Below are 24,086 nucleotides of genomic sequence, written 5' to 3'. Positions count from 1 at the left end.
TATCCAAATGGCAGAATTACCCGAAAATATCACACCCATCAAGCCGACACTTGGCAAAATCACATAACAACCATGAAAGGCCATTCGCAGAAATTTTATTTCCGCAAAACATTATTGCCGAAAAACAGAAGAATGAAGAGACACAACACATGCAACGGGGATGTCCGTACGGACATCCCCGTTTTCCGCACGGCCTATAAACAAAAGAGAGCCGGCGACAGGCCGGAAAACAAAAACGGGAACCTTGCAAGGTGTGGGATTATAATGATGTAACGACTTGATTTATCGGGTCGTTACATTTTTGTATAGGATAATAGGTAACGAAAAGGCAACGGTTTATTTTCAGTTAATTGCACGAAAATACCGCATTTCAAATAACCTACTGCAAGATACGAAAAATTTTCCGACCGGGCAAATTTCGGGACAGCCTTTACCAATGTCAAGTTCCGGAGTGATTTGCTCCGGTATCTGATAAAAAGTTTTGGTTCAAACATAGTTAAGTTTGTTTCTCCGTAGTTCTTTGAGTAAAATTATATAAACCCGTTGGCGGAATTAAAATTACAAAAGATTTATGCATAAAAAGTTATGCATAATACTAATTATTAACACATTAATGGTTTCCGATCAATTAATAGCTAATTCATATATGCACAACCTATATGCAATATTCGCAAAATTTCGCGACATCTGCAAGCAGTTTGCAGGGAACTTGATCAACGAAGAATATACCTCGATGTGGTGTCGTTCCCAGATTTTCCGACTTGGAAGTGGTTGCTCTCAATATGGCTTCTGAATCCATTGGTATTGACAGCGAATCCCTTTTATTCGTTAAACTGAGAGAATATAAATCTGAGATTCCTCATTTAATATCTCGTCAGTAATACAATGGCAGACGAAAGTTCACGGCTTCTCTTTGTGCTGCCATTCGAGAAAAGATGGCAGCAGCTATTGATGGTGGTGAAGACTACTTCTGTATAGATTCAAAACCGATAGAAATCTGTCGTCCTGCCTGTGCCAAGCGATGTTCCATGGGCAAAAATGAAATAGAAAAAGCTCCTTCGTTTGGATATTGTGCATCACAAGGAGTTTATTACTACGGTTCATTAGTGTCCACTAAAAAATCATAAGAGTTCTTTGAAATTATTGAAATTCAAATTGTTATAGCAGATTTTGAGGCGCAACGATTTGAAATTACTTTTGCAGTCTGAATCAGGCTGTTATGAATAAAGACAAATATGTTTTCGCCCAATTAGTCGGCTTCCTGGACAATTTTAAGTTCCTCCGCATTGTAAAGAAGTATGAAGGCGACAAGTATATAAAGAGTTATACTTGTTGGAATCAACTACTTACGATGATGTTCGGACAGCTGTCAAATCGAGAGAGCCTGCGGGATCTCATTGTTGCGATGGAAGCGCATGCCGGAAAACTTTATCACCTCGGCATCGGCAAATCCGTGACCAGAAGCAATCTTAACAAGGCTAACGAGCAGCGCAACTACCGCATATTCGAGGAGTTCGCGACCGACAGTAGTGATGCCAAAGAACAAAAAAATAACATTACCTTTACGGAACGATTTCGGGATTTGCCGTGATCCCAAAATCGTCCCGAATACAACCTCTGACACAGTTTATTTTACGATCCCATCAAGTTGAAGAATTCTTGCACATTCCGCTCCGATTTAGGGCAGACACATTCCTCGAACTTCATTCCGTCATTGAGACTGCCAAGAAGCACAACCATACTTCTTTTAGTGCCATTCAAGCCTTGTTTGAGGTCTGAAACCTTGACATGCACCTACCGCTGAATAGTTACTAAAAAACATTGATTATCAATCATGCGTAAAATTGCGACATATCTGTCAGCAATCATGCTGCTGACGGCCTGCATAACGAATAACCGGCAGAATAACAGAATTTTATACGTTTCGATACAACCGCTGCAAAGTCTTGTGGACAGCATTGTCGGCGGAGATTTCGAAGTCGAAGTACTCGTGCCCGCCGGAGCCAGTCCCGAGACGTTCGAACCTACGCCCAGACAATTTGTGGAGCTAAACGAAGCGCAACTTATTTTCAATGTGGGACTTATCGACTTCGAAACCTCGCTGTTGGGCAAAATCGAACAACAGGAGAAAGTCATCGACCTGAGCCGCGGAATCGACCTGATCGAAGGCTCTTGTTCGCACAGCAGCCACGGACACAATCATACGCACGGTGTCGATCCCCATGTCTGGACCTCCCCGAAGGCGTTGCAGAAGATGGCGGCAAACGCTTTCGAAGCCATTCGCAAAGCCTATCCCGATTCGGTGAAATACGAAACCAATTATAACCGGTTGCAGAAAGAGTTACAAGCATTGGACGCTCGCACGGCGGAGAAAATCGCACGGAGCGGCATCGAATATTTCATCGTCTACCACCCCGCCCTCACCTATTATGCCCGCGACTACGGGCTGCGGCAAGTCGCCATCGAAGCAGACGGTAAGGAGCCCTCGGCCAGGCAGTTGACGGCGATCATCCGGCAAGCCCGGGAGGATGGAGTCCGCCGGATATTCTACCAAAAGCAATTCCCGGCATCGACCGTGGAGGTCATAGCCCGAGACATCGACGCCGAATACGTGGCGATTGATCCGCTGGACCGGGACGCCATAGCGAACATCGACACGATAACCGACTTAATCACCGCAAAATGAATCTGGTAACGATGCGCGACGTAAGCGTCGCATACGACGGATACGAAGCCATTCAACATGTCGATCTGGAAATCGGCGACGACGATTTCCTGGGTGTCATAGGTCCCAACGGCGGCGGAAAGACGACGCTCGTGAAAGCCATACTCGGAACCGTGCCCCATACGGGCGAAATATGTTTGGCGCCGGAGTTGTTCCGGGGCAAGGAGCGGCTGATCGGCTATATGCCGCAGTTGTCGGATTTCGACCGGGAGTTTCCGATCTCGGTGCTCGAAGTCGTGCTGTCGGGATTGCAGGGCCGCCGCGGGTTCCGCTCCCCCTACACCCGGGAGGACCGCGAAAAGGCGATGGCGCTGCTGGCCTCGTCGGGGATTGCCGAAACGGCCCGCCAGCCGATCGGAGAGGTGTCGGGCGGCCAGATGCAGCGGGCGCTGCTGGCCCGGGCCGTGATCTCGGACCCGAAGCTGCTGATTCTGGACGAACCCGCGAATTTCGTGGACAACAAGTTCGAGAAAGAGCTTTACCGCACGCTGCACGAACTGAATACGCACATGGCAATCGTCATGGTGTCGCACGACATCGGCACGATCACGAGTGTCGTGAAAGAGATCGTCTGTGTCAACCGCCGCGTGCACCGTCATCGCTCGAACGTGCTGACCGAAGAGCAGCTGCGCAACTACGACTGCCCTATCCAGCTCGTTTCGCACGGCCACATTCCCCACACCGTGCTGGAGCACCACCCGGGGGACGGATGCTGCGACCACGATTCTGTCCGATAACGACCACCGCGACAATGGTCATACAGCCGGGCGCATTAGGGCGGAGAATGCCTCCCTGCGGCGTTATTCGTTTATATCTTTCACGCAGCGCACGCCGCCATAATTGCCTGTGCCGGTCAACAGATACAGCACACTGTTGCCTTGGCTGACGGAGAATCCGGGGCGGTTCGAGCCGAACTGGAAACGGGTGCGCGAAAAATGGTTGTTGAGCGTCCAGTTTCCGTCGTTGCCGATTCGGGAGTGCATCAGCGCCAGTTCCCGCTGATTGGGGATGCGGTATCCCGTCGGACAGGGGGAGTCGCCGCTGCTTGCATCGCTTCTCAGCGTCTCCCAGTTATAGGTATTGTTTCCGGATGTCGTGTTCATGACCTCGAATGTCCGCCACGGTTTGTTGGCCGCCTCGCGTTCGTGGTGTTCGGGCAGTTCGGCGGTCTGGAAATAGCCGCGGATGGATTGCTGATCGATTCGGGCAAGCGAGATCCTGCGGGTCATCGCATCGTAGGTAGCCAGATCGTCGGGCTTGACGGTTCCGGCGGCCGTGCGTGGAATTCCTAGATTACGGACACAACGATAATAAACAGGAGTAGAAATCGAACCGGAATAATTTTCGGAAAGTTTTCCGGTCGAGGAGCCTTCGGATGACCATAGGATTATGGGATTGTCATAGCCAAGGTACTTCTCGTGAACCGTACTGCTGGCGAAATACTGCTCCTGCCCCTCTGTCCAGGTCGTTTTCCTGTAAAGCCTGGCTCGCGGGTCGAAGGACCATTCGCCGATCCATAGATCCGTCAACTGGTGGATGGCCGCCAGATACCATTGCACCTCGTTCTCGTCGATCGTGCCGTCGCCGTCGTTGTCGCGGTTCATCCGCAGACATTTGTATTTGGCAGCCTCGTAATCAGACTTCATGGTCCAGGTCGACATCGTGACGTAATCGCTCCAGCGTTTGGTCGTACTGCCGCCCAGCCACATCCGGAGCGTATTCGCACGTCCGTTGTTCGAGTCGTTGTATGTCGGGTTGGAAACGTCGTTCGTGTTTTTTTCGAATGCGACCGGCGTTTCTTCCTGGATCATCTGCGTGCCCCAGGCCGTGAAATTCTCTTCGTCCATGATGTTATACATGGTCTGGATCGAGGACTGGCGGATCGAGTAGATGGCGTTGGTCTTCGTGCTCTGGCGATCGGGGCTGTACGCCAGATTCGAAAGGATGTTCATGACCCGCGCCTGCTGGTTGACGAATTTCTTCCACAAGCCGTTCACGGCCGTTTCCGAAGGATCGGTCGGGCTCGTCTCGTAATAGTATTCGTCGACGAATGCCGTGAAGCGCATGTAGTCGCTACTGTCGAACAGGTGGTCGGAGCCCCCGCTTCCGCTGGTACGGTAACGCTCCTTGCAGGCCTGAAGGATATTCACCAACTGGTCGACATACAGCAGTTTGTCCGTCCCGTTCGCCACGTCAGTCATATAGGTGTCCAGCGAGACCGTCCCCGTGTAGACCGCATCGTTGCCCGGATAGGCGCGGAAATCGGTGCTACTGTAGAAGTTGCTGCTGTTCTTGCTGTTGATCCGGAACTTTATCCACTTGTAGTCGGCCGGATGTTCGCCGGCGGCGCCCCGCGAGAAGGGGGTGTTGACGTCCCAGGTCATGGTCTCGTCCACGTTGCTCTGGTGGAAACTCAGGGTGAACACCTCGTTGTACGCGTCCAGCTCCTTGATCTGCAGCGCCATCACGACATCGCCCTCGGCGCCGGGACGCTGCTCGTCCTCCTCGGTCTTCTTGCTCGAATCGACCTCGATGATGATTTTGTCCACCGACACGATTTTCACGTTATAGGTATAGTAGGTGTTGCGGAGCAAGTTGTAGTCGTCGACGCCTTCCACGCCTCCGAGATGGATCGTATAGACCACATCGGTCGATATTTCCACGCCCGACGACGCGTCCTTGTAGCGTATGTCACCCCGCAACTGGACGCAGGTTCCGGTCTTCGGCGCATAGGTATAGTCGCCGTTGGCGACCTCGATTCCCGCGCCGGTCGGGGTCTTGTCTTGTTTCTCGCGCAGCGCATACTGCTCCTCATAGGTGCCCGCCGTGACGGGAATCTCGGCCCGGGGCGTCAGGACGCTCTCCAGCGAATAGAAGGCGAAGGTCTTGCCGTCCTCCTCGAAATGAGCCCACTCCGTATCGAAGCACTCCGCGGGGTCGGTGCACAGGTCGGTGCGCGAAGCCATCATCCCCGCCTTGCGTGGAACCGACACGACGCGCCAGTCGTCGGAAGTGAAGGTGACGCCCGAAGCCTCGGTGACGCGGAAGCGGATTTTGGAGTCGACGCGTGTCAGCGGCACGGTAGCCGAGACGGGACTGCCGGCCGTGACGGTGACATTCTCGGCGACGCCCGTCATCAGGAAGTTGGTGCCCCGTTCGATGAACTTGCCCCGGAGGTTCACCACGCACGAATCCAACGCCGCACGCGAGGCGATGCCGTCGAGCATCTCGCGGGTAATGTCGACGACCGTATTGTCCGTATTGGCAATGGCGGCCACGCTTTTCCCCGTGCCGCACGTCAGGCCGCCGATGGTTCCGGTCCAGCTCGATGCGCTCAGGCTGGAGATATAGTTGCGGCAATCGACCGACCCGTCCGGGTTGAATATGAAGATGTAGAGGTTGTTGATCCGCTGTTCGTCGGCATCGGCCGACACGGCGCGGGTCTTCACGTCGTTCTGCGAAGAGGCGACGCTCAGCGTCAGCGAGGCAAACTCGCCATGCGTTCCGGGCAATTCATCCTTCGAGCACGCCGCGACGGCCAGACACATCCAGGCTATATGGAATAATCGTTTCATAATCGTCAATCGAAATCGGGGACATCAATGGTTTCCTGGTTCCAGTCCTGCACCACACAGGTCAGCGCCATCTCGCCGAACGGGGTGAACTTCAGTCTGAAAACATATCGCTTGCTGGCTTCGATGCTGCCGGAGACGACGAAATCGCCGATATTCCGAACTATTGCAGATTCCCGCGTCACGCCGTTCGACGTGTAGCGGACCGTGACGGTGAGCAGGTCGTCGTCATCGATCTGTTGCGGCCAAAGCATCGCGCAGCCCGTTGCGGAGGAGACCGGCTGGTAGACGGGATAGACGGCAACCAGCGAATTGCCCTGCAACGTGCCGTCCGCCTCCGAGAGAGCGTACTCCCTGTCGGCGGCGTCCGTCGCTAAGGTCTGCGTGATGGCGTCCGGCAGTTCGTGGTGGCAGGTGGCCTTATGCAGGAACTTTCCGAGACGGATTCCGGTTATGCGTATCGACTGTCCCTCGGAGAGCGTGCCGTCGACGCTGGCTTCGAAGACCACGGCCGCCAACGCATGGCGGAATGTCAGCGGCACCCTGCCGCCCTCTTTCGTCCGGTCGAGGGCCGGGGCGCTCAGCAGCAGGTCGCGGTGATCCGCCACGGCGTCGGGAACGGCATAGGTGACGCGCGGAGCGCCTGTCCCGCATGAGACGGAGACCGCCGCATCGGTGTCATACGGAGCATAGGCGAAGAAGCTGACCTTTCCCTGGGGCCAGTATTTCGTCGGAGAATAGGTCCAGTCCCCTCCGGCGGGGCGTGTCACCCGGACATTGTACATGTAATCGGGCTTCGAAGCGGCGGCATCGTAGCTGCCCTGGGGCGAATAGTAGGCGAAAACCCCGAAGTCGGCAAAGTTGCCGTCGTCGGTCTGTACGCCTTTCGTCCATGGAACGGCCGAATCCCCTATCCGGTCGTCGAACCGGATGGCGTCGTCCGCGGGTTGCAGGGCTTCATCCCCTCCCCTGCCGCACGATATAAGAGTCGTCAGGCTGAAAACCGCCCAAAGCCAATATCTTCGTGTTTCCATATCCGTAACTTGTAAATCGTATCGGACCGCCGGGCGGTCCGGTTTGTACTCCGGGAGGGACATTCAACCCTCCCGGAATTTCGTGAGGCCGGCGCATGCGTGCGGCCAGAGCGTCTTAGATCTCCATGTCTGCGTTGGAATCCTCCCAATCCACTACCGACGTCTTGAACAGGATAGGTTCGAGGTTGCCGGTGACGGTCAGCGTATAGGTAATGCGCTTGTTCATCTTCCAGATCTCTTCCCCCTCCGTATCGCCGGTAACTTTCTTGCTGCTGAACGGAACCGTGTAGTCGGCATACGTGTCGGCCGAACCGAACAGATACTGGGGGGTTGCGTTATTATCCTTGTAATAGATCTTGCAGGAAATCGTAAGGGTGCCGCCGGTCATGTCTCCGTCACCGGTTTTTGCAGCGAACTCCTGCGGAAGCAGTATCAGTGCCTTGTCCGCATCATAGAGATTTTTTGCTTCCACATTGGTGATTTCCTTGGTCTCGGGGAAAACTGCCGTATATTCGGTCAGGTTGCCTTCAGTAATGCTCCAGCTGGCAGCGCCGGCGGCCGAGAGGGTGAAGGTGCCCTTCGACTTGAGGTTGCTCAGCTTGATGCCGTTCTCCTTCACGTCGATGAAGACACCGTCGCCCTTGGCCTTGGCCTTGAAACGCACCTGCGTCATCGCGTGTTTGAACTGGAGGGGAACCTTCACGGCCGGACTTGCCTTGGCGACATTCAGCGCCGAGGCGTACATGAGGTCCACCTGGCCGGCATCGTCGGCAGGAACGGTATAGTCCGTCATGATCATTCCGTCGCCCTTCGTATATGCAACCGGAATCGCAACGCCGTTCTTGGTGTAGGGCGCATAGGCGTAAAAACTGAGGGTTTCTCCCTGGGTCGGCCAGTAGCGGATGTCGCTCGTGTTCTTGTAGTCCCATTTCGTGCCGTCGGAAACGATCTCGGTGCCGGCATCGGCCTTGCCCATGTAGGGGCTGTCCGAGGTGCTAATAAAGGCCGTTACGCCGAAGACGTTGCCCGATGCGGCGAACTCGGGGTTGTTGTCGAACGGATTGCCGCGGGTGATGTTCGAATAGGTGTTGAAGCCGATAGCGTTGCCGGCATTGGTCAGGGCGGAGTCGACCACGCTTTCCTTTGCGCAGCCGGCCAGTGCGAAGGCCGCCAGAGCGATGAGAACAGATCTTTTCATTTTTTTCTTTTTTTTATGGTGTTTGTAAAATCATGTTTCGTCGGTTACATCGGGATGTCGACATCGATGTCCTCCCATTCCTCCAGGTCGGGGTCGAAGGCGCCGTCGCCGTTGCCGATCACCTCGGGAAGTTCGATCTCCACCTCGATATGGATGATCTTGTGCGTCGCGCCCTGCGTCACGCGGATGGCATCGGTGACATCGAGCGAGACGGGATGTTTTTCGCCGTTGAGCAGCACGAACTCCATCTCCATCAGGTAGCGCACGCCCGTCTCATCGTGCAGGCCGAACGTCGCCAGCTGTCTGGTGATGGTGCCGTTGCGCGGGTCTTTCGCATCGAAGCAGCGGTTGTTCAGCACGAACTCGTGGCAGACCTGCAGCGAATGCGGCTTGTCCGAATCGAGGTAATAGCCGCCCGAAAGATTCTTCAGGTGGGTGCGGGGCGCCCCCGCGGCATATTTGAGCCCCTTGACATGCACCCTGATGTCGGCCACCGAGATGATGCGGGTCGGAGCAGTCTGATAGACTGCCGCCGGGGCGGGTTCCATGCCGTGGGGTTTGGTCCGGAAATATTCGATCATCTTGCGGGTCACCTCGATATTTCGGACTACGCTTCCGGCCACCGTGTCGGGCTCCCCGATGAAGGATTCCGCTCGGGTGCCGCCGCCGAGCGACGTGAAGTTGGGGGACACCGCCCTGCCCATCAGGGCGAAGGTCTCCAGCCGGTCGGTTCCCGCGCTTTCGATATTCCTGTATTCATCCAGCGTATTGTTCAGCACGACAACACTATAGAAGCCTTCGGGCAGTGAGAGGTCCGCTTTCCGGGAGTCGTTGCTCCGGACCACGTCGAAAGCCGCGCCGTTGCGGTCGAACACGAATGCCGAAACGCCGTTGGGCGTCAGCCGCGCCGGAGTCCAGTCGGCCTCGATACGGACGGTGGCGCGGTCGACGGTGGCATAATAAAGGTCGTCGCGCCAGCAGGAGGAGAGCGCCAGAACGCCTGCAAGAGCCGATATAATCAGTATGTTTTTCATTTTGCAACCTCCTTTTTTCTGTAATGCAACAGCCATACCAGCGAAATCCGCGCCCTCGTAGGACCGATCCAGTTCAGCCGACGGGTCTCCCACGGGTAACGGACGACCTTGATGTCGCCGTACTTCGTGTCGCGCACACGGTCGTAGGCCTCATAGTTCGAACGCAGGTAACCGACTCCCAACGTGTATTCCATACGCAGGCTGCGGCTGCGTCCGATGCGGTGCGCATAGCCCAAGCTCAGCCCGGCATCGAAGAAGTCGCCCTGGGAACCGTCGTCGTTGAAGACCTGAAAGTCGAATTTTCCGCCGCCGCCGTACAAGCCGAGGTGCCAGCCCGTCATGACATCTCGTTTGGCGCGGTCGCCCAGCCAATATCTTATTTCGCCATGTCCTGCCAGAAGCTGCATCGTCAGGTCCGACTTGTTGCTCCGCCACCACGGGAACATCCACTCCCCGGCAACGGACCAGCGTTTGCCCATCGGGACTTCGAGCTCGACGTTGAGCGCCGAGGCCAGGTCGAAGAGCAGGTTGCTCTTCACGGCCAGCAGGGGCTTGCGGACGAACGTCGGTTCCATGGCCGGCGACTCCGGAACGGGTTGCGGAGCCGGCATCTGCACGGTGTCTGGTTCTACGACCGGTCCGGGTTCTGACTCGGGTTCCGGCTCGACCGTCGGTTCGGGCGCATGGGGAACCGACTGGAACACGATGATGCAGGTTGCGCCGGCCCGCAGATAACGCAGATGGTTGTTTACGATGTGCCGCCATGCCGCACCGTCGCCCACCTGTTTTAGCCGCCACTCTTTGGTCGCGGAGTCAACGTCCGAATTGATGATCTCCAGAACTCGCGCCCGATGGGGACATCGGTCGTCATCGGCAATCCGTTGGGCCAGTCCCGCCCAATCTTCGCCGATAGAACATATCTGCACCCTCTCTCGCACGATGTCGGGATGCTTCCAATACACATAAGTGCGCGTAGCCCGAGCCCGTTCTTCCGCGAGTTTGATGTTGCGTTCCAACATGCCCTCGGGAGATGCCGACGCGATGATGACAATGGAATCGAGATTATCCCTGACTTCCGGTCTGTTAAGCATGGTGTCGAGTTTGGCGAGCGACTCCTCGTTTGTCAGATACTTCTTTTCGAGCAGAGACCGGTCGAAACGGAAATACAGACGAATGATCACGCTCGTATCCCTCCGCAGGGATAAATCGGATACGGCATGTTGCGCATGGCTGTCATTCAGACAACAAACGCACGCCAGCATCAATAAGAATATCTTCCGTCGCAACTCCATTGGACCTGTTTCGATAAAGTTTCTAAAAAATTCCAATCCGTCTCTGCCTTTGAGTTTTTCCTCCGCTCTTTTTTCATTTTTGTAGCCCCGCATGACGAACCAGCGAGCGGTCGTGACTTCTTCTATATTGCGCGAAGCGATATCCATTCATGTTTATTATTTTTCAATCAGGACTCATACCCTTAGTCCATGCCAATAGGGGTATTAATATGTATTACAATCGTTTATATCACCCCTCCCGGAATATCAATCATCTATTCCGTAAATCCGTAAAAAGATATTCTGCTCGTTTTACGCCCTTTCTCTCCGCAAGAGAAAGAGCGATGGATATAATAGGTTGTAACTATCTGGTAAACAAACGGAAATCACACTCAACGGGCGGTTTATTTATATAACATTGTTGGATAAAAACCTTTCGGCGAGTTCAGCAGCCGAAAATTTCATCCGTTTTATACCGTTATTTCCATTAAATTACATAACTTTGTGTTTGTCAATATTTCTCTTGCGGAGAGAAGCAGTCTGTTTCACAACATTTTATCTTTCTACTCTCCCTATCAATCAATCGAAATCATCCATCGGAAATGTCTCTCTGCTCCATTTTTACCGGTTGCAGGCCGTTTGCGATTTCCTTGGGCGGATTCCGTCTGCCGATACATCTCTTCATGAGAGAAATAGCGAAATGATTAGCGTTTATTCCCAGCGCCCTACGCACGAAAGCCTCCGAATCAGTTCAACAAATTCTCCTGATTGTTTAACATTTCGAATTGAAATGACCGGGATAATTTTATTTTTCACCGAATTCTGTTGCCGTATTTCATATTTTTCATAACTTTGCGGCAGTGAGATATTTCTCTCATGAAGAGAAGTTGCATCTATCGGTCAATCCGTTAAATGCTATTTCGAGGATTTAGCCGTCGTTTATTTCTTCAATTATCACTACCGAACCACCGATTCCTTCCGGAGAGAGATTTTCCGGTGGATTGATCCGTCGGAAAAAATATCTCTTTCAAGAATAAGCCTTGAAAGAGATTTCCGAATGAAAGCCGGCTGAACAAAAATCTTTGTACGACTACAATGCTTTCAGAATTCGGCTGTTAGCCTTGTCCACAGCCGATGTGTCCAAAGAGGCGAGATAGATTCGCGTGGTTTTCTCCGAATCATGTCCCATCGCCTCGCTGATGATCGCGAGCGGAATGTTCCTGTCCTTGGCGATGGAAGCCCACCCGTGGCGGGCGACATAGCTGGTCAAGGGTATGTCCAGTCCCAACTGCTCGCCTAATTTTTTCAATTTGTCATTGACCAGATGCGCCGCATTCTTGTACTGCCGGCGAGCGTCGGCATGCATGTCCCGAATTACCGGCAGCAGATAAGGAGTGGCGTTCGTATCATATTTATCGACGATCTCCTGCATGGGTTTTTCCCATTTGACGAACAACTGCTGTCCCGTTTTCTGCCTGCGGTAAGAGAGTATGCCGTTTTGCAGATCTTTCTTCTTCAGGTAAGCCATGTCGATGAACGACATTCCCCGGGTGTAGAATGAGAACATGAAAATGTCGCGGGCGAAATCCATCGCCGGAAACAGTGCCAAATCCATATCCCGGATCTGGCGGATGACTTTCAGGGGTACCGCCCGCTTAACAGTTTTGCCAATGCCCGTGTAGACATACTTGAACGGATCGCGCTGCACGGTCATTTTCTTCTCAACGGCCCGGTTATAAATGGCTCGCAGTCCCCGCATATAGTAAGAGGAGGTATTCGGGCATACGCCCCTCGATTTGAGATAAGTCTCGTATTCGATCATCAGGTCGGAGTCCATCTCATCCCAAGACACCTCGGTATTCCTGCGGAAACGCCCGAAGCTGTTCAAGACGGTCGTGTAGCGTTCGCCCGTGCGAATTTTCCCGATCTGTCTCAACTGCCCGACAAGACTCCGGGCGAAAGAGAAAAAGCCCCCGGTATCCGAAGGCGTAAGATAACGTGCGACCACATCCCCGGCCGTATAACTTTCGCCCGTATGTTCCAACCGGGCGATAATGCGCTCCAGGCGGGCGGTGTCTTCCACGATCCGGCTTTTCAATGCGACAAGGTAAGCGTGTCGGGGCCCTTTGCAATCCGGCCGGAGCAATCCTGCACGCAGAGCGGCCCATTCCGACGGTAACAGTTTATGGCCGCTGTTGATCTGTCGGGTTACACGGTTATGGATGATCTGATAATACAGTCGGCCTTCACGATCCGCAACGGACGAGGCCCGGAATTTTACTTTTACGCTTGCCATACGTTTGTTGTTGTTAAAGTTGCCGGGCCAAGGTAACGAGCAAGCGTACAATTCTATATTGGAATCCGATAACGCTGCCGGTCGGGCGACAATCCAACTCTTATATTCGCAATCGCTCCTTAGCCTGTTTTGCAAGGTTGAGAATCTCAAGACTCAGAGCTTTCAGCTCGCGGGTCCGTTGCTCCAGCATAGCGATCTGATGCGGGATAGCAACGTTGGAAAAGTGTGCGTTGATGGCTTTTACAATCTGGTTATAGTTGTTCCCGAACTTTTGAAATTGGAAATAAAAATCATTCAGCCGGGCGATAAACTGCGTCTTTGACGGGTCGCGTTTGATGACGACGAACTCTTCGGCGAAGATGCGTTTGACGATAAACCGACTGCGGTTATGCTCAAGTCCGGCTTTGCAGAGCAACTCGTTGAAGCGGATGTTTTGCTCTTCATTGAGCCGGAAGGAGTATTTATAACTCGGAGTTCGAAATTGTTGTGTGTGTTTTCGGTCGGTATTCATAATATCGGTTAAAAAGGCGTTCGACTTGGGAGAACGCCCGGCCTCGCAGAGCGGGCACCTTTCGTATGCCGAAAAAATTTTCGGCATACGAAGGTACAGCTCGCTCCCATCTGGCGATGGGAAAAAGCCGCGCCGGAGAACTGCTATCGAAAGTTTGAAAACTCCTCCGCTACGGCTTCCGGGACTGGGGCTGTTCCCGGTGCAATATTACAACCGTCCGGTACGAAAAAAAAGCCCGCCGAACGGACTGGAGCGGTCGTGAGCGGACATCGGAATCGAGGTATTTCTGTCGGTTGTATCTTGCAGCATGAAAGGCAAGTTTTCTTATTCCGTTCATTATCCCGATATAAACTGTATTAAACAGAAAACGGTATTTTGAATGGTTTAAAACATAAAACCAAACACACGAGCTTTATGACCGTATAACGAATATTCAATCTCAAAAACATTGTACCATGGATTCATTAAAAGAAACTGACAAACCTGCAACAAACCTTCCGAAGCATCCCCGTATCGAAGTCGATGAGGAGTTGATGCGTCAGATGATCGCCGGACAAGCTCCTTTGGACTCGAAAGTCGTCCGTAGGATTCCCGAGCCGGAAGAGGAAAATACGGACGCTCCCGAGGGAAACACATCGGCACCAACTGCTGAAAAAACAAATGTCGACACCCAAACGACTACTGTAAAGGAGCCTGCTGGATTCCGACGGAAAAAGATCATACTGCCGGATTTCGAACGCACCTTCTTCGCTCCGGTAGATTGCCGTAACCGCTCGGCGATTTATGTCAGTGCGCAAACCAAGCGCAAAGTGTCGGAAATCCTCCACCTGTTGGGGAATGAAAGCACAAGGCTTACGGCTTTGGTCGACAATATGCTGCGCTTTGTCATGGACATTTATAGCGACGAGCTGAATTATCTCCATGAAAAGAAAAATAAAAGACGGCCGTTTTGAAAAAGCAGAGGAATTTCGACGGCAGATCACAGGACGGGATGAAATCCGCCGATCGCGGCTGAACATCAGAACCGGATCGTCAGGAGCCGCAGAATGTCGCCTTTTCCGACGGTAGCGACCAGCAAAACGCCGGGGATGGAAATATGCAAGGCTCGCCCCTCGGGCGATTCGCATGGCCTTGCATATTTCCATCTCTGACGATAAATTCCCTGCCGGCGGGAAAACTTACATCGAAAATTACCCTGCTATTGACGAAGTAAGATCGGGAATCGAATTAGCTGTAAGATAGGAGGCCATTACCGTGCGACCTTGAAGACGCTGCTGAGTTTCTCGCTTAATGCCGCCATATCCTGTCCGATTTTATCATTGGTGATCTTAGCATAGATTTGGGTCGTGGTGATCCGCTTATGCCCCAGCATCTTGCTGACCGTTTCCAGAGGTACGCCCTGCGTGAGCGTAACCGTCGTGGCGAAGGTATGCCGCGCGAGGTGGATCGTGGGGTTGAACGACAGACCGGCGTGTCTGGCAACATGCCGCAAGGACATGTTCAGCGTATTATAAGTGCCTTTGAGCGGAAAGACCCGGTCGCCTGAGAGGTGCATATCCTTATAACGCTCGTAGAGCATTCCGGCAACGGGAAGAAGTTTGACACGGAACTGCGTACCTGTTTTCTGACGCCTGTCGATAATCCAGCGCTCCCCGTTATCGTCCGTATGGATGTCCGCGTGGGTGAGTTTCACCACGTCCGCATGGCTCAGGCCCGTGAAAGCACAGAAGACGAAGGCATCCCGGTTGATACCCGTTCGGTAATTGGGGAGCCTGACATCTATCACGGCTTGTAACTCCGAAGCCGAAAGGTAACGGCGTTCTGAGTATTCCGGCCTCACGTAGAAACCTGCGAAAGGATCGGCGGCAATCCAGCCGTTCTTATACGCCGTGTAGGTCATCAGCTTCAATTTCTTGAGCGTAGAATGGATCGTCCCGGAGCGCATCCCTTGTACCGAGGAGAGGTAGACTACAAACTTTTCGATGAAATCCCGCTTCAGCTCTTTGAAAGGAATATCTTTTACACGGTATTCGTATTCGAGGAAAGAGGCAAGCCGGTTACGGCGTTTGCGGTAATTGTCATAGCTCGAATAGGCGCGGTCTTTGCCCACACGTTTGAGGAACCCTGCAAGGTATTCGTCGAAGGTCTGCAACAGCAGGCGGCAGTCGTCGCCCATACCGAGGAAGGCGTTGCGGACTTTTTCGGCCGTAACATACGAATCACGGTCGCAGAGCCGCTGGTACTGCTTGCCGATATTGGTCTTGATATTTTCCAGTTTTTCATTGAGACGCTGAGCTTCGAGGCTCTTACCGGAAGCCTTGTTCGCCTTGGCATCCCAAAGGGTGGAGCGAACGGTGAGTTTGCAGCTGAACTGCGACATCGTACCATTAATCGTGATACGACCCATGACGGGAACCTGACCATGTTTTTCCGACTGTCTTTTCACGTAGAAAAAGACTTTGAAAGTGCTGCGTTGCATGATAACCTGAACTTTGTGGATTTGTTAAACGTTAAGTCAGGTTATTTGTTATGCGGAAATCCAACACAATAAGCTGAAAACAAGCACTTTAGTGTAAATCAAAGCATTTCGGGCAGGTAACGGATAAGTAACACAACTCACCGTTAATCCTGCCCGATTCTGCTATTTTATTGCTTCGGGCACATGCGGAAAAGAGAATTAAATACTTATAAACAAGACATTTACTCTTTTCTGCATATTCCGTTACCTACAAATACCGAACCATACCGGTTCCCGTTTTTATTTTCTATAACAGCAGGTTGCGCACCGAACGCCGGATAATCAGCGACGGCGGCAGGTGCAGGTGCGAAGGCGCCGCACCGGGTTCGCGGATGGCGCGGATAAGCAGTTTCACAGCCAGCGTGCCGATCTCGTCCGTGGGCTGCCCGATGCAGGTGATCGCCGGGTCGAGGTAGTTGAAAAGCATGTTGTCGTCGAACGAAACGACAGAAATATCGTCGGGAATCCGCAGGCCCGATTCGTGGACCGCCTTCACCACCCCGAGCAGGATCAGGTTGCTCAGCGCGAAGATCGCCGTGGGCCGCTCCTCCCGGGCCAGCGCCAGCTTGGTCTCCAGATAACCGTTCTGCACCGAGAAATCCTCGCCCGTCACCACGATCCGGTCCCCGAGGCCGTGCGCCCGCAGCGTGTCGCCGAATCCCCGCACGCGGTCCCGCACAGGCATCGAATGGGGCGTGCCCTGGATGCAGGCGATGCGGCGGTGTCCGTTTTCGAGCAGGTACTCGGTCGCCATCACCGCGCCGCGGTAATTGTCCGTCGTGACATAGGAGAGCATCCCGGCGTCGGGCAGATAGCGGTCGATCAGCACCAGCGGCATGCCGCCCTCCTGCACACTGGCGAACAGCTCCGCATTGCTGCCGCACGGCGCGGCGACGATGCCGTCCACCCGCCGCGCCAGCAGCGCCGACAGTCCGTCCTGCTCGTTGCGCTCGTCCTCCTGCGTGTCGACCACCACCACCTTATAATTATAATTGCGCGACTCGCGGATCACCACGCCCGCAACGCCGGCGAAAAACGAATTCTCGATGTTCGGAATCAGCAGCCCGATCGTATCGGTACGATTTGTGCGTAAACCCTTTGCCAGCAGGCTGGGCGTATAGTTGCAGCGTTTGACCTCCTCTGTCACGCGCGCCACGGTACGCTGACTGATGCGGTATTTGGCCGCATTGCCGCTCAAAACGCGCGAAACAGTGGAAATCGAACATCCGGAACGTTCGGCGATGCTAACGAGAGTTTCTTTTTTCATTGCTTTATTTTCAGTTCACCCATGACAAATATATGAAAAATATCGAAAAAGAAAAGAAAAACGGTAAAATAATTTTGGAGGTTTCCAAAAAGTAATTATATTTGCGCAAACGATAAGCGCAAACAGAGCTAAAAAGATAGCATCCGAAAACCGAACATCTGCCACAGCCCCCATAAGAACCGTATTCTGCAAAGACACCCTATGAAAACAACGGGCGCAAAACGGCAAGAAACGGCATCGGGGACAATCGGCGGACGACCTGAAAACCAAAAAACCGCATCTCCGCGGGGTTGAGCCGCATCCGGACCCCGCAGGGCGAAAAAACGACAGAAATTAACCAACGATAACCGAACATGAACAAGATTCTGGTAATAGGCAGTACCAACATCGACATGATTGCCTGCGTCAAACACCTGCCCCGCCCGGGCGAGACCGTCGGCGAGGCGCGCTTCATGCAGTCCAACGGCGGCAAAGGGGCCAACCAGGCCGTCGCGGCCGCACGCCTGGGCGGCGACGTGGCCTTCGTCTCGTGTCTGGGCGACGACGCCGGCGCCGCAGCCCTCCGGCAGCAGTTCGCCGCCGACGGCATCAACACCGAGGCCCTCTTCACGGCCAAGGACACCCCGACCGGTACGGCGCTGATCTTCGTCTCGCAGGACGGCGAGAACTGCATCGCCGTGGCTCCCGGCGCCAACCACAGCCTCACGTGCGAGGCGATCGACGCCGTGGCGGACCGCATCGCCGGAGCCGAATACCTGCTCGTACAGCTCGAAATCCCGATGGAAACGGTGGCCTGCGCCATCGAAAAGGCATATGCGGCAGGAACCCGCGTAGTGCTCAACCCGGCCCCGGCCATGCCGCTCGCCGACGAACTGCTGCGCAAGGTCTACCTGATCACCCCCAACCGCACGGAAAGCGAAACGCTGACGGGAATCCCCGTGCACACCGTGCAGGACGCCTCGAAAGCGGCCGGGGCGCTGCTGGCGAAAGGCGTCGGCAACGTCATCGTCACGCTGGGCAGCGAAGGCGCGCTGATCCGGACCCCCGCGGAGGAGCTGCTGATCCCGGCGCGCACGGTCACGCCCGTAGACACGACCGCCGCCGGCGACGTCTTCAACGGCGCCCTGCTGGTGGCGCTCTCCGAAGGCCGCAGTCTGGCCGACGCCGTGCGGTTCGCCGCACACAGCGCCTCGGTCTCGGTGACCCGCATGGGCGCACAGGCCTCGATACCGTGGCGCGGGGAGCTGGAGACCCTCGCCTGAACCGAACGAAAACCTTAAAACTCAAATACTATGTTCGTTGTTAACAGCTACTCTTTGGCAGTCATCTTCTGCTTCATCACGATGCTCTGCTGGGGCTCGTGGGGAAACACCCAGAAACTCGCCGGCAAGACCTGGCGTTACGAGCTTTTCTACTGGGACTACGTGATCGGCATGGTGCTCTTCGCCATTCTCCTGGGCTTCACGATGGGAAGCATCGGGACCGAGGGCCGTCCCTTCCTCGAAGACCTCGCGCAGGCCGAATGGGGAGGCATCGGCAGCGTCGTGCTGGGCGGCGTGATCTTCAACGCCTCGAACATCCTGCTCTCGGCCTCGGTATCGCTGGCCGGGCTTTCGGTGGCCTTCCCGCTGGGCGTGGGACTCGCGCTGGTGCTGGGCGTTATCGTCAACTACGTCGGAGCGCCGAAAGGCGATCCCGTCGTGCTTTTCCTGGGCGTTGCGCTCATCGTTGTCGCAATCATCTGCAACGGCATCGCCTCGGGGCGCATGCGCAAGAGCGGCGACTCGGCGGCCCAGAACCGCAAAGGCATCATACTGGCCGTCGTGGCGGGCGTGCTGATGTCGTTCTTCTACCGGTTCGTCGCGGCGGCGATGGACCTCGACAACTTCGCGGCCCCGACGCCAGGCATGCTGACGCCCTATTCGGCGATCTTTGTCTTCTCGGTCGGCGTGCTGCTGAGCAACTTCGCCTTCAACACCTACGCCATGCGCCGTCCCTTCGTCGGAGCGCCCGTCAGCTACCGCGAGTACTTCCGCGGCTCGCTGCCCACGCACCTCGTGGGCATGCTGGGCGGCGCCGTCTGGTGTCTCGGAACGGCCTTCAGCTACATCGCCGCCGGCAAGGCCGGGGCCGCCATCTCCTACGCGCTCGGACAGGGCGCGCCGATGATCGCCGCCGTGTGGGGCGTCTTCATCTGGAAGGAGTTCAAGGGCGCCGACCGCAAAACCAACACGCTGCTGGCCGTGATGTTCCTCTTCTTCATCGCCGGACTGGCTTCGATCATCGCCTCCGGCGGCAACTAAAAACCCGAATCCGAAATGAAAACCTCACTGCTCCCCGCAGCGGCCGCCCTGCTGCTCGCGGGCACGGGCTGCGGCTCCCGGTCCGCAGCGCCGGCGCCGGAACCGATCCGGCTGATCGTCGAAACCGACATGGGCAACGACATCGACGACGCACTGGCCTTCGATCTGATCTACAAGGCGATGGACGACGGCCGCGTAGACCTGCTCGCCATCGGCAACCACAAACTCAGCCCGACGGCCACCGACTACATCGACATCCTCAACACGTGGTACGGCTACCCCGACATTCCGCTGGCGCAGTCGCCGACCCCGGTGCTCAACGACCACGCTCCCGACTACACGGCGGCGGTGTGCGCGATGACCCGCGAAGACGGCTCCCCGGCCTTCGCCCGGAGCAAGACCCCGGAGCAGATCGAGGACCCCGTCACGCTCTACCGCCGCACGCTGGCCGCGCAGCCCGACTGCTCGGTAACCGTACTTTCTTTAGGATTCGCGACCGAACTGGCAAAACTCCTCGACAGCCCGGCCGACGACATCTCGCCCCTCACGGGCCGCGAACTGGTGGCCCGCAAGGTGAAGACGCTCTCGATCATGGCGGGCAGCTACGGCGAGAAGCAGCGCGCGGAGTTCAACGTCGTCAACGACATCCCCGCCATGCGGAAACTCTTCGCCGAATGGGACACGCCGATCGTGCAGAACCCCTTCGAGCTGGGAAAGCAGGTCATGTATCCCGGTGCGGCCATCGAGAACGATTTCGGCTGGGCGAAACTCCATCCCGTCGTCGAGGGCTACAAGAATTACCACAAGATGCCCTATGACCGCGCGTCGTGGGACCTGCTGTCGGTGGTTTACCTGCTCCATCCCGAATACTTCACCGAAAGCGAGCCGGGAACCGTCGCCGTCGACGACAAAGGATTCACGAATTTCACCCCCGGTCCCGACGGACGGCACAGATGGCTGACCGCCACGCCCGAACAGCTGACCCGGCTGCGCGACTGCATCGTCCGGACGACGACCCGCGCCCCGAAACACACCGAACTCTGACCCAAACACTTCAAAGAACCTCGTATATGAATCTTTTTAACTACCGATCCGCAATCCGCCGGAAAATCTCGGGGGGGGGAATTTTCATCCTCCTGATGCTGGCGACGGGACAGGTCCTCGCCCAAAGCAAGGCCGTGTCCGGAACCGTGAAATCCCAACAGGGTGAGCCGCTCACAGGCGTCACCATCCTCATCGAAGGCACCACGCAGGGCACTTCGACCGATGCGCAGGGAGCCTTTACGCTTCAGGCAAAACCCGACGACATGCTGGCCGTCTCCTATCTGGGCTACAAGAGCCAGCGCGTCAAGGTCGGAACCCGCACCAAACTGGAGGTCGTCCTGACCGAGGACCAGAACCTGATGGACGAGGTCGTCGTCGTGGGATACGGAACCCAGCGGCGGCGCAACATCGTCGGGGCCGTGGAGAACATTTCGGGCGAGGTGCTCGAAAACCGCCCCAACGCCTATCTGCTCCGGTCGATCCAGGGCCAGATTCCGGGCTTGAACATCACGATGGCCGACGGCAAGCCGAGCCGTTCGGCGTCGATCAACATCCGTGCGAACACGCAGTCGATCGGCGCAGGCGGATCGGCGCTCTGCCTGATCGACGGCGTGGAGGGCGACCTGACGGCGATGAATCCCGAGGACGTGGAGAGCATCTCGGTGCTCAAGGACGCCTCCTCGACGGCCGTATACGGCGCCCGGGGTGCGTTCGGCGTGGTGCTGGTGACGACGAAAAGCGCCCGCAAGGATAAGATTTCGGTCGATTACAGCGGCAGCGTTTCGATCATCAGCGAGACCGTACGCCCGAAATACGAGACCGACAGCCAGACCTGGTACGACAACTACATGACCGCCTACGTGGGCTACTCGCACCATCTGCCGACGGGCATCAACAACTTCTTCCCCTGGACGCAGAGCTGGGAGGACGAGTACAAAAAACGCATGAACGACCCCGACCGGAGCTATCTGGAATGGGAACTCGACGCCAGCGGCAAATACCAGTATTACGGACGCAACACCGACTGGTACGACCTCTTCTACAAGAAATCGACCACGGCCCACCAGCACAACATCCGGATTTCGGGCGGCGGCAAAACCTCCAGTTTCATCGCTTCGGCCCGCTATTACGAGCAGGACGGCATCTACCGCGTCGGCGACGAGAAATTCCGCCAGCTGAACGCCCGGGCCAAAGGTACGGTCAACATCACCAAATGGCTGACCGTGGAGAACAACACCGACTTCGTGCGCCGCAGCTACCACCAGCCGACGACCTATGCGCAGAACCTGCTGGTGCGCCGCAACCTCGAACACCAGGGATTCCCGATCACCCGCGTCACCAACCCCGACGGGACGTGGACCGCGGCGGCCGTCTACACGGGTTACGCCAACATGGCCGAGGGCAACTCCTACCGCGACAACCTCAAGTTCGACATGAAGAACACGACCGTCGTGACCATCGACCTGATCAAGGACGTGCTGGTGGCCAAAGCCGACTACTCCTACCTGTTCAACCACTCGCGCCAGAACGACGTGATCTCGCAGGTCACCTACTCCAACGGTCCGGGTATCCAGATCTCCTATCCGGCGAGCAGCTCGATGCGCACCACCGAGACGCAGATCGAGTACCACAGCGGCAACGCCAACCTCTCGTTCACCCCGCGGCTGCCCGAAGACCACTCGCTGAACGTCATGGCCGGATGGAACATCGAACACAAGCGGGCGCGCAACACCCGCATGGGCCGCGACGGATTCATCGTCGACGGCAAACCCAACTACTCGCTGATGAACGGCATCGACTACGTCCTGGAGGACGCCAACAGCTACGACTGGGGGTTCGTCGGCATCTTCTACCGCGCCAGCTACGCCTACAAGGGCAAATACCTCGCGGAATTGAGCGGCCGCTACGACGGCAGCTCGAAATTCCCGAGCAACGAACGCTGGGGCTTCTTCCCGTCGGCCTCCGTGGGCTGGCGGATGTCGGAGGAGAACTTTATGAAGGACATCTCCTGGATCAACAACATCAAATGGCGTTTCTCGATCGGCAAGGCCGGCAACGGCAACGTCTCGCCCTACAAGTACATGGAGCTGTTGGACTTCAACAAGGCCGGCGTGATCGTCGACGGCAGCCAGCGCACCTACACCTCGGCGCCCTCGTCCGTGCTGCCGGCAAACCTCACGTGGGAGACCTCCTCGACGATCAACCTCGGACTGGACGTCAACCTGCTGAACAACCGCCTGAGCTTCGTGGGCGACATCTACCAGAAGGAGACGACCGACATGTTCGTCACCGGAGCCGAGCTGCCGGCCGTGACGGGCTATTCGGCGCCCTACGGCAACAACGCCGACATGCGCACCCGCGGTTTCGAGGTTTCGCTGGGCTGGACCGACAGTTTCCGTATGGCGAACAAACCCTTCAACTACAGCGTGCGCCTCTCGCTCTGGGACAGCAAGTCGATCATCACCAAATACACCAGCAAGTCGAACACCCTGCCCACGCTCTACGCCAACGCCTACTACGAAGGCATGGAGCTGGGTGAAATCTGGGGTTACCACGTCGTAGGGCTTTTCGCCACCGACGAGGAGGCGCAGGAGTGGGGTCTCAAGGCACAGGAGAAGACCTTCTGGAGCGGCGACAACAAGTCGTGGAACGCCGGCGACCTGAAATTCGCCGACCTGGACGAGAGCGGCGTCGTGGACAACGGCAGCAACCGCCTCGACGACCACGGCGACCTGCGCAAGATCGGCAACTCCTCGCCGCGCTACCACTACGGCATCAACTTCAGCGCAAACTGGAACGGCATCGACTTCGCGGTCTTCTTCCAGGGCGTCGGCAAACGCGACTGGTATCCCGCCGGCGAGTCGGGACTCTTCTGGGGACAATACGACCGCCCCTACGGATACAGCCTGCCGTGGCAGAACGCCGACCGCTGGTCGGAGGACAACCCCAACGCATACTGGCCCCGACTGCGCGGCTCGCTGGCCGTCAGCGGACGCGGCACGCTGCGCGCCGCCAACGACCGCTACCTGCAGAAAGCGCGCTACTGCCGCCTGAAAAACATCTCGCTGGGCTACACCCTGCCCCAGCAGATCACCCGCAAGGCCCACATCGAGAAACTGCGCATCTACGTCTCGGGCGAAAACCTGTTCTTCTGGTCGCCGCTGAAGAAGTACGCCAAGAACTACGACCCCGAAATGATCACGGCGGGCGACGCCGACTTCGCATCGAAGACCGGCACCGACGGCCAGGGCTACGGATACCCGATGACCCGAAGCGTAACCATCGGACTGAACATCAACTTCTAACACGCAAT

Annotated in this window: 17 protein-coding genes and 1 pseudogene; 9 read left to right on the top strand and 9 right to left on the bottom strand. The window is 55.9% G+C overall.

Going from position 1 to position 24,086, the window contains the following annotated elements; genetic code table 11:
• Window positions 1-571: 571 nt before the first annotated feature.
• The 4 genes and pseudogenes from NQ492_RS09040 to NQ492_RS09025 all read left to right on the top strand — a co-directional run.
• A pseudogene (locus NQ492_RS09040) lies at window positions 572-1,100 on the top strand (transposase family protein); the annotation flags it as partial.
• A 119-nt stretch (window positions 1,101-1,219) separates the two neighbouring features.
• Window positions 1,220-1,591, top strand: a complete 372-nt coding sequence (locus NQ492_RS09035; protein ID WP_015546452.1) for a DUF4372 domain-containing protein — start codon at window positions 1,220-1,222, stop codon at window positions 1,589-1,591.
• Window positions 1,592-1,834: 243 nt separating this feature from the next.
• A complete protein-coding gene (locus NQ492_RS09030; protein ID WP_026318415.1) occupies window positions 1,835-2,686 on the top strand; it encodes a metal ABC transporter solute-binding protein, Zn/Mn family in 852 nt (283 codons plus the stop codon).
• The gene (locus NQ492_RS09025; RefSeq protein WP_015546453.1) at window positions 2,683-3,462 is read left to right on the top strand and encodes a metal ABC transporter ATP-binding protein; all 780 of its coding nucleotides are present in this window, start codon (window positions 2,683-2,685) and stop codon (window positions 3,460-3,462) included. The genes NQ492_RS09030 and NQ492_RS09025 overlap by 4 nt, the downstream gene beginning before the upstream one ends.
• A 63-nt stretch (window positions 3,463-3,525) precedes the next feature.
• Here NQ492_RS09025 and NQ492_RS09020 read toward each other — a convergent pair whose 3' ends face one another.
• The 7 genes from NQ492_RS09020 to NQ492_RS08990 all read right to left on the bottom strand — a co-directional run bounded on the left by NQ492_RS09020 (window position 3,526) and on the right by NQ492_RS08990 (window position 13,641).
• The gene (locus NQ492_RS09020) at window positions 3,526-6,300 is read right to left on the bottom strand and encodes a fimbrial protein (protein WP_231839872.1); all 2,775 of its coding nucleotides are present in this window, start codon (window positions 6,298-6,300) and stop codon (window positions 3,526-3,528) included.
• A 5-nt stretch (window positions 6,301-6,305) separates the two neighbouring features.
• Window positions 6,306-7,331 (bottom strand): fimbrillin family protein, encoded by a 1,026-nt coding sequence (locus NQ492_RS09015; protein ID WP_015546455.1) that lies wholly within the window; start codon window positions 7,329-7,331, stop codon window positions 6,306-6,308.
• Window positions 7,332-7,446: 115 nt separating this feature from the next.
• Complete coding sequence (locus NQ492_RS09010; RefSeq protein ID WP_015546456.1) at window positions 7,447-8,529, bottom strand: fimbrillin family protein; 1,083 nt, start codon at window positions 8,527-8,529, stop codon at window positions 7,447-7,449.
• A gap of 44 nt (window positions 8,530-8,573) precedes the next feature.
• The gene (locus tag NQ492_RS09005) at window positions 8,574-9,563 is read right to left on the bottom strand and encodes a DUF5119 domain-containing protein (RefSeq protein ID WP_015546457.1); all 990 of its coding nucleotides are present in this window, start codon (window positions 9,561-9,563) and stop codon (window positions 8,574-8,576) included.
• Window positions 9,560-10,744, bottom strand: coding sequence for a DUF3575 domain-containing protein (locus NQ492_RS09000; protein ID WP_018696174.1), 1,185 nt, complete (start codon window positions 10,742-10,744; stop codon window positions 9,560-9,562). The genes NQ492_RS09005 and NQ492_RS09000 overlap by 4 nt, the downstream gene beginning before the upstream one ends.
• 1,180 nt (window positions 10,745-11,924) lie before the next feature.
• Entirely contained in the window at window positions 11,925-13,130 is a 1,206-nt protein-coding gene (locus tag NQ492_RS08995; protein ID WP_015546458.1) for a site-specific integrase, read from the bottom strand.
• Window positions 13,131-13,230: 100 nt separating this feature from the next.
• A complete protein-coding gene (locus NQ492_RS08990; RefSeq protein ID WP_026318417.1) occupies window positions 13,231-13,641 on the bottom strand; it encodes a plasmid mobilization protein in 411 nt (136 codons plus the stop codon).
• A gap of 455 nt (window positions 13,642-14,096) precedes the next feature.
• Between NQ492_RS08990 and NQ492_RS08985 the strand changes: the two genes are divergently transcribed.
• Entirely contained in the window at window positions 14,097-14,594 is a 498-nt protein-coding gene (locus NQ492_RS08985; RefSeq protein ID WP_014774946.1) for a DUF3408 domain-containing protein, read from the top strand.
• Between the two features lie 296 nt (window positions 14,595-14,890).
• Here NQ492_RS08985 and NQ492_RS08980 read toward each other — a convergent pair whose 3' ends face one another.
• The gene (locus NQ492_RS08980) at window positions 14,891-16,120 is read right to left on the bottom strand and encodes a site-specific integrase (RefSeq protein ID WP_259872889.1); all 1,230 of its coding nucleotides are present in this window, start codon (window positions 16,118-16,120) and stop codon (window positions 14,891-14,893) included.
• Between the two features lie 286 nt (window positions 16,121-16,406).
• Complete coding sequence (locus tag NQ492_RS08975; protein ID WP_015546460.1) at window positions 16,407-17,426, bottom strand: LacI family DNA-binding transcriptional regulator; 1,020 nt, start codon at window positions 17,424-17,426, stop codon at window positions 16,407-16,409.
• Window positions 17,427-17,779: 353 nt separating this feature from the next.
• Between NQ492_RS08975 and rbsK the strand changes: the two genes are divergently transcribed.
• The 4 genes from rbsK to NQ492_RS08955 are packed head-to-tail and all read left to right on the top strand — an operon-like array spanning window position 17,780 to window position 24,078.
• Complete coding sequence (gene rbsK, locus NQ492_RS08970) at window positions 17,780-18,688, top strand: ribokinase (RefSeq protein ID WP_138266317.1); 909 nt, start codon at window positions 17,780-17,782, stop codon at window positions 18,686-18,688.
• Between the two features lie 30 nt (window positions 18,689-18,718).
• On the top strand, window positions 18,719-19,729 hold the full coding sequence (locus NQ492_RS08965) for a GRP family sugar transporter (RefSeq protein WP_044054098.1): 1,011 nt from the start codon (window positions 18,719-18,721) through the stop codon (window positions 19,727-19,729).
• Window positions 19,730-19,744: 15 nt separating this feature from the next.
• Window positions 19,745-20,773, top strand: a complete 1,029-nt coding sequence (locus NQ492_RS08960) for a nucleoside hydrolase (RefSeq protein WP_015546461.1) — start codon at window positions 19,745-19,747, stop codon at window positions 20,771-20,773.
• A 26-nt stretch (window positions 20,774-20,799) separates the two neighbouring features.
• Window positions 20,800-24,078, top strand: coding sequence for a SusC/RagA family TonB-linked outer membrane protein (locus tag NQ492_RS08955; RefSeq protein WP_015546462.1), 3,279 nt, complete (start codon window positions 20,800-20,802; stop codon window positions 24,076-24,078).
• Window positions 24,079-24,086 lie beyond the last annotated feature (8 nt).

The sequence above is a fragment of the Alistipes shahii WAL 8301 genome, from assembly GCF_025145845.1.
Lineage (GTDB): Bacteria > Bacteroidota > Bacteroidia > Bacteroidales > Rikenellaceae > Alistipes > Alistipes shahii.
This window is presented reverse-complemented; position numbering and strand designations above follow the sequence as displayed.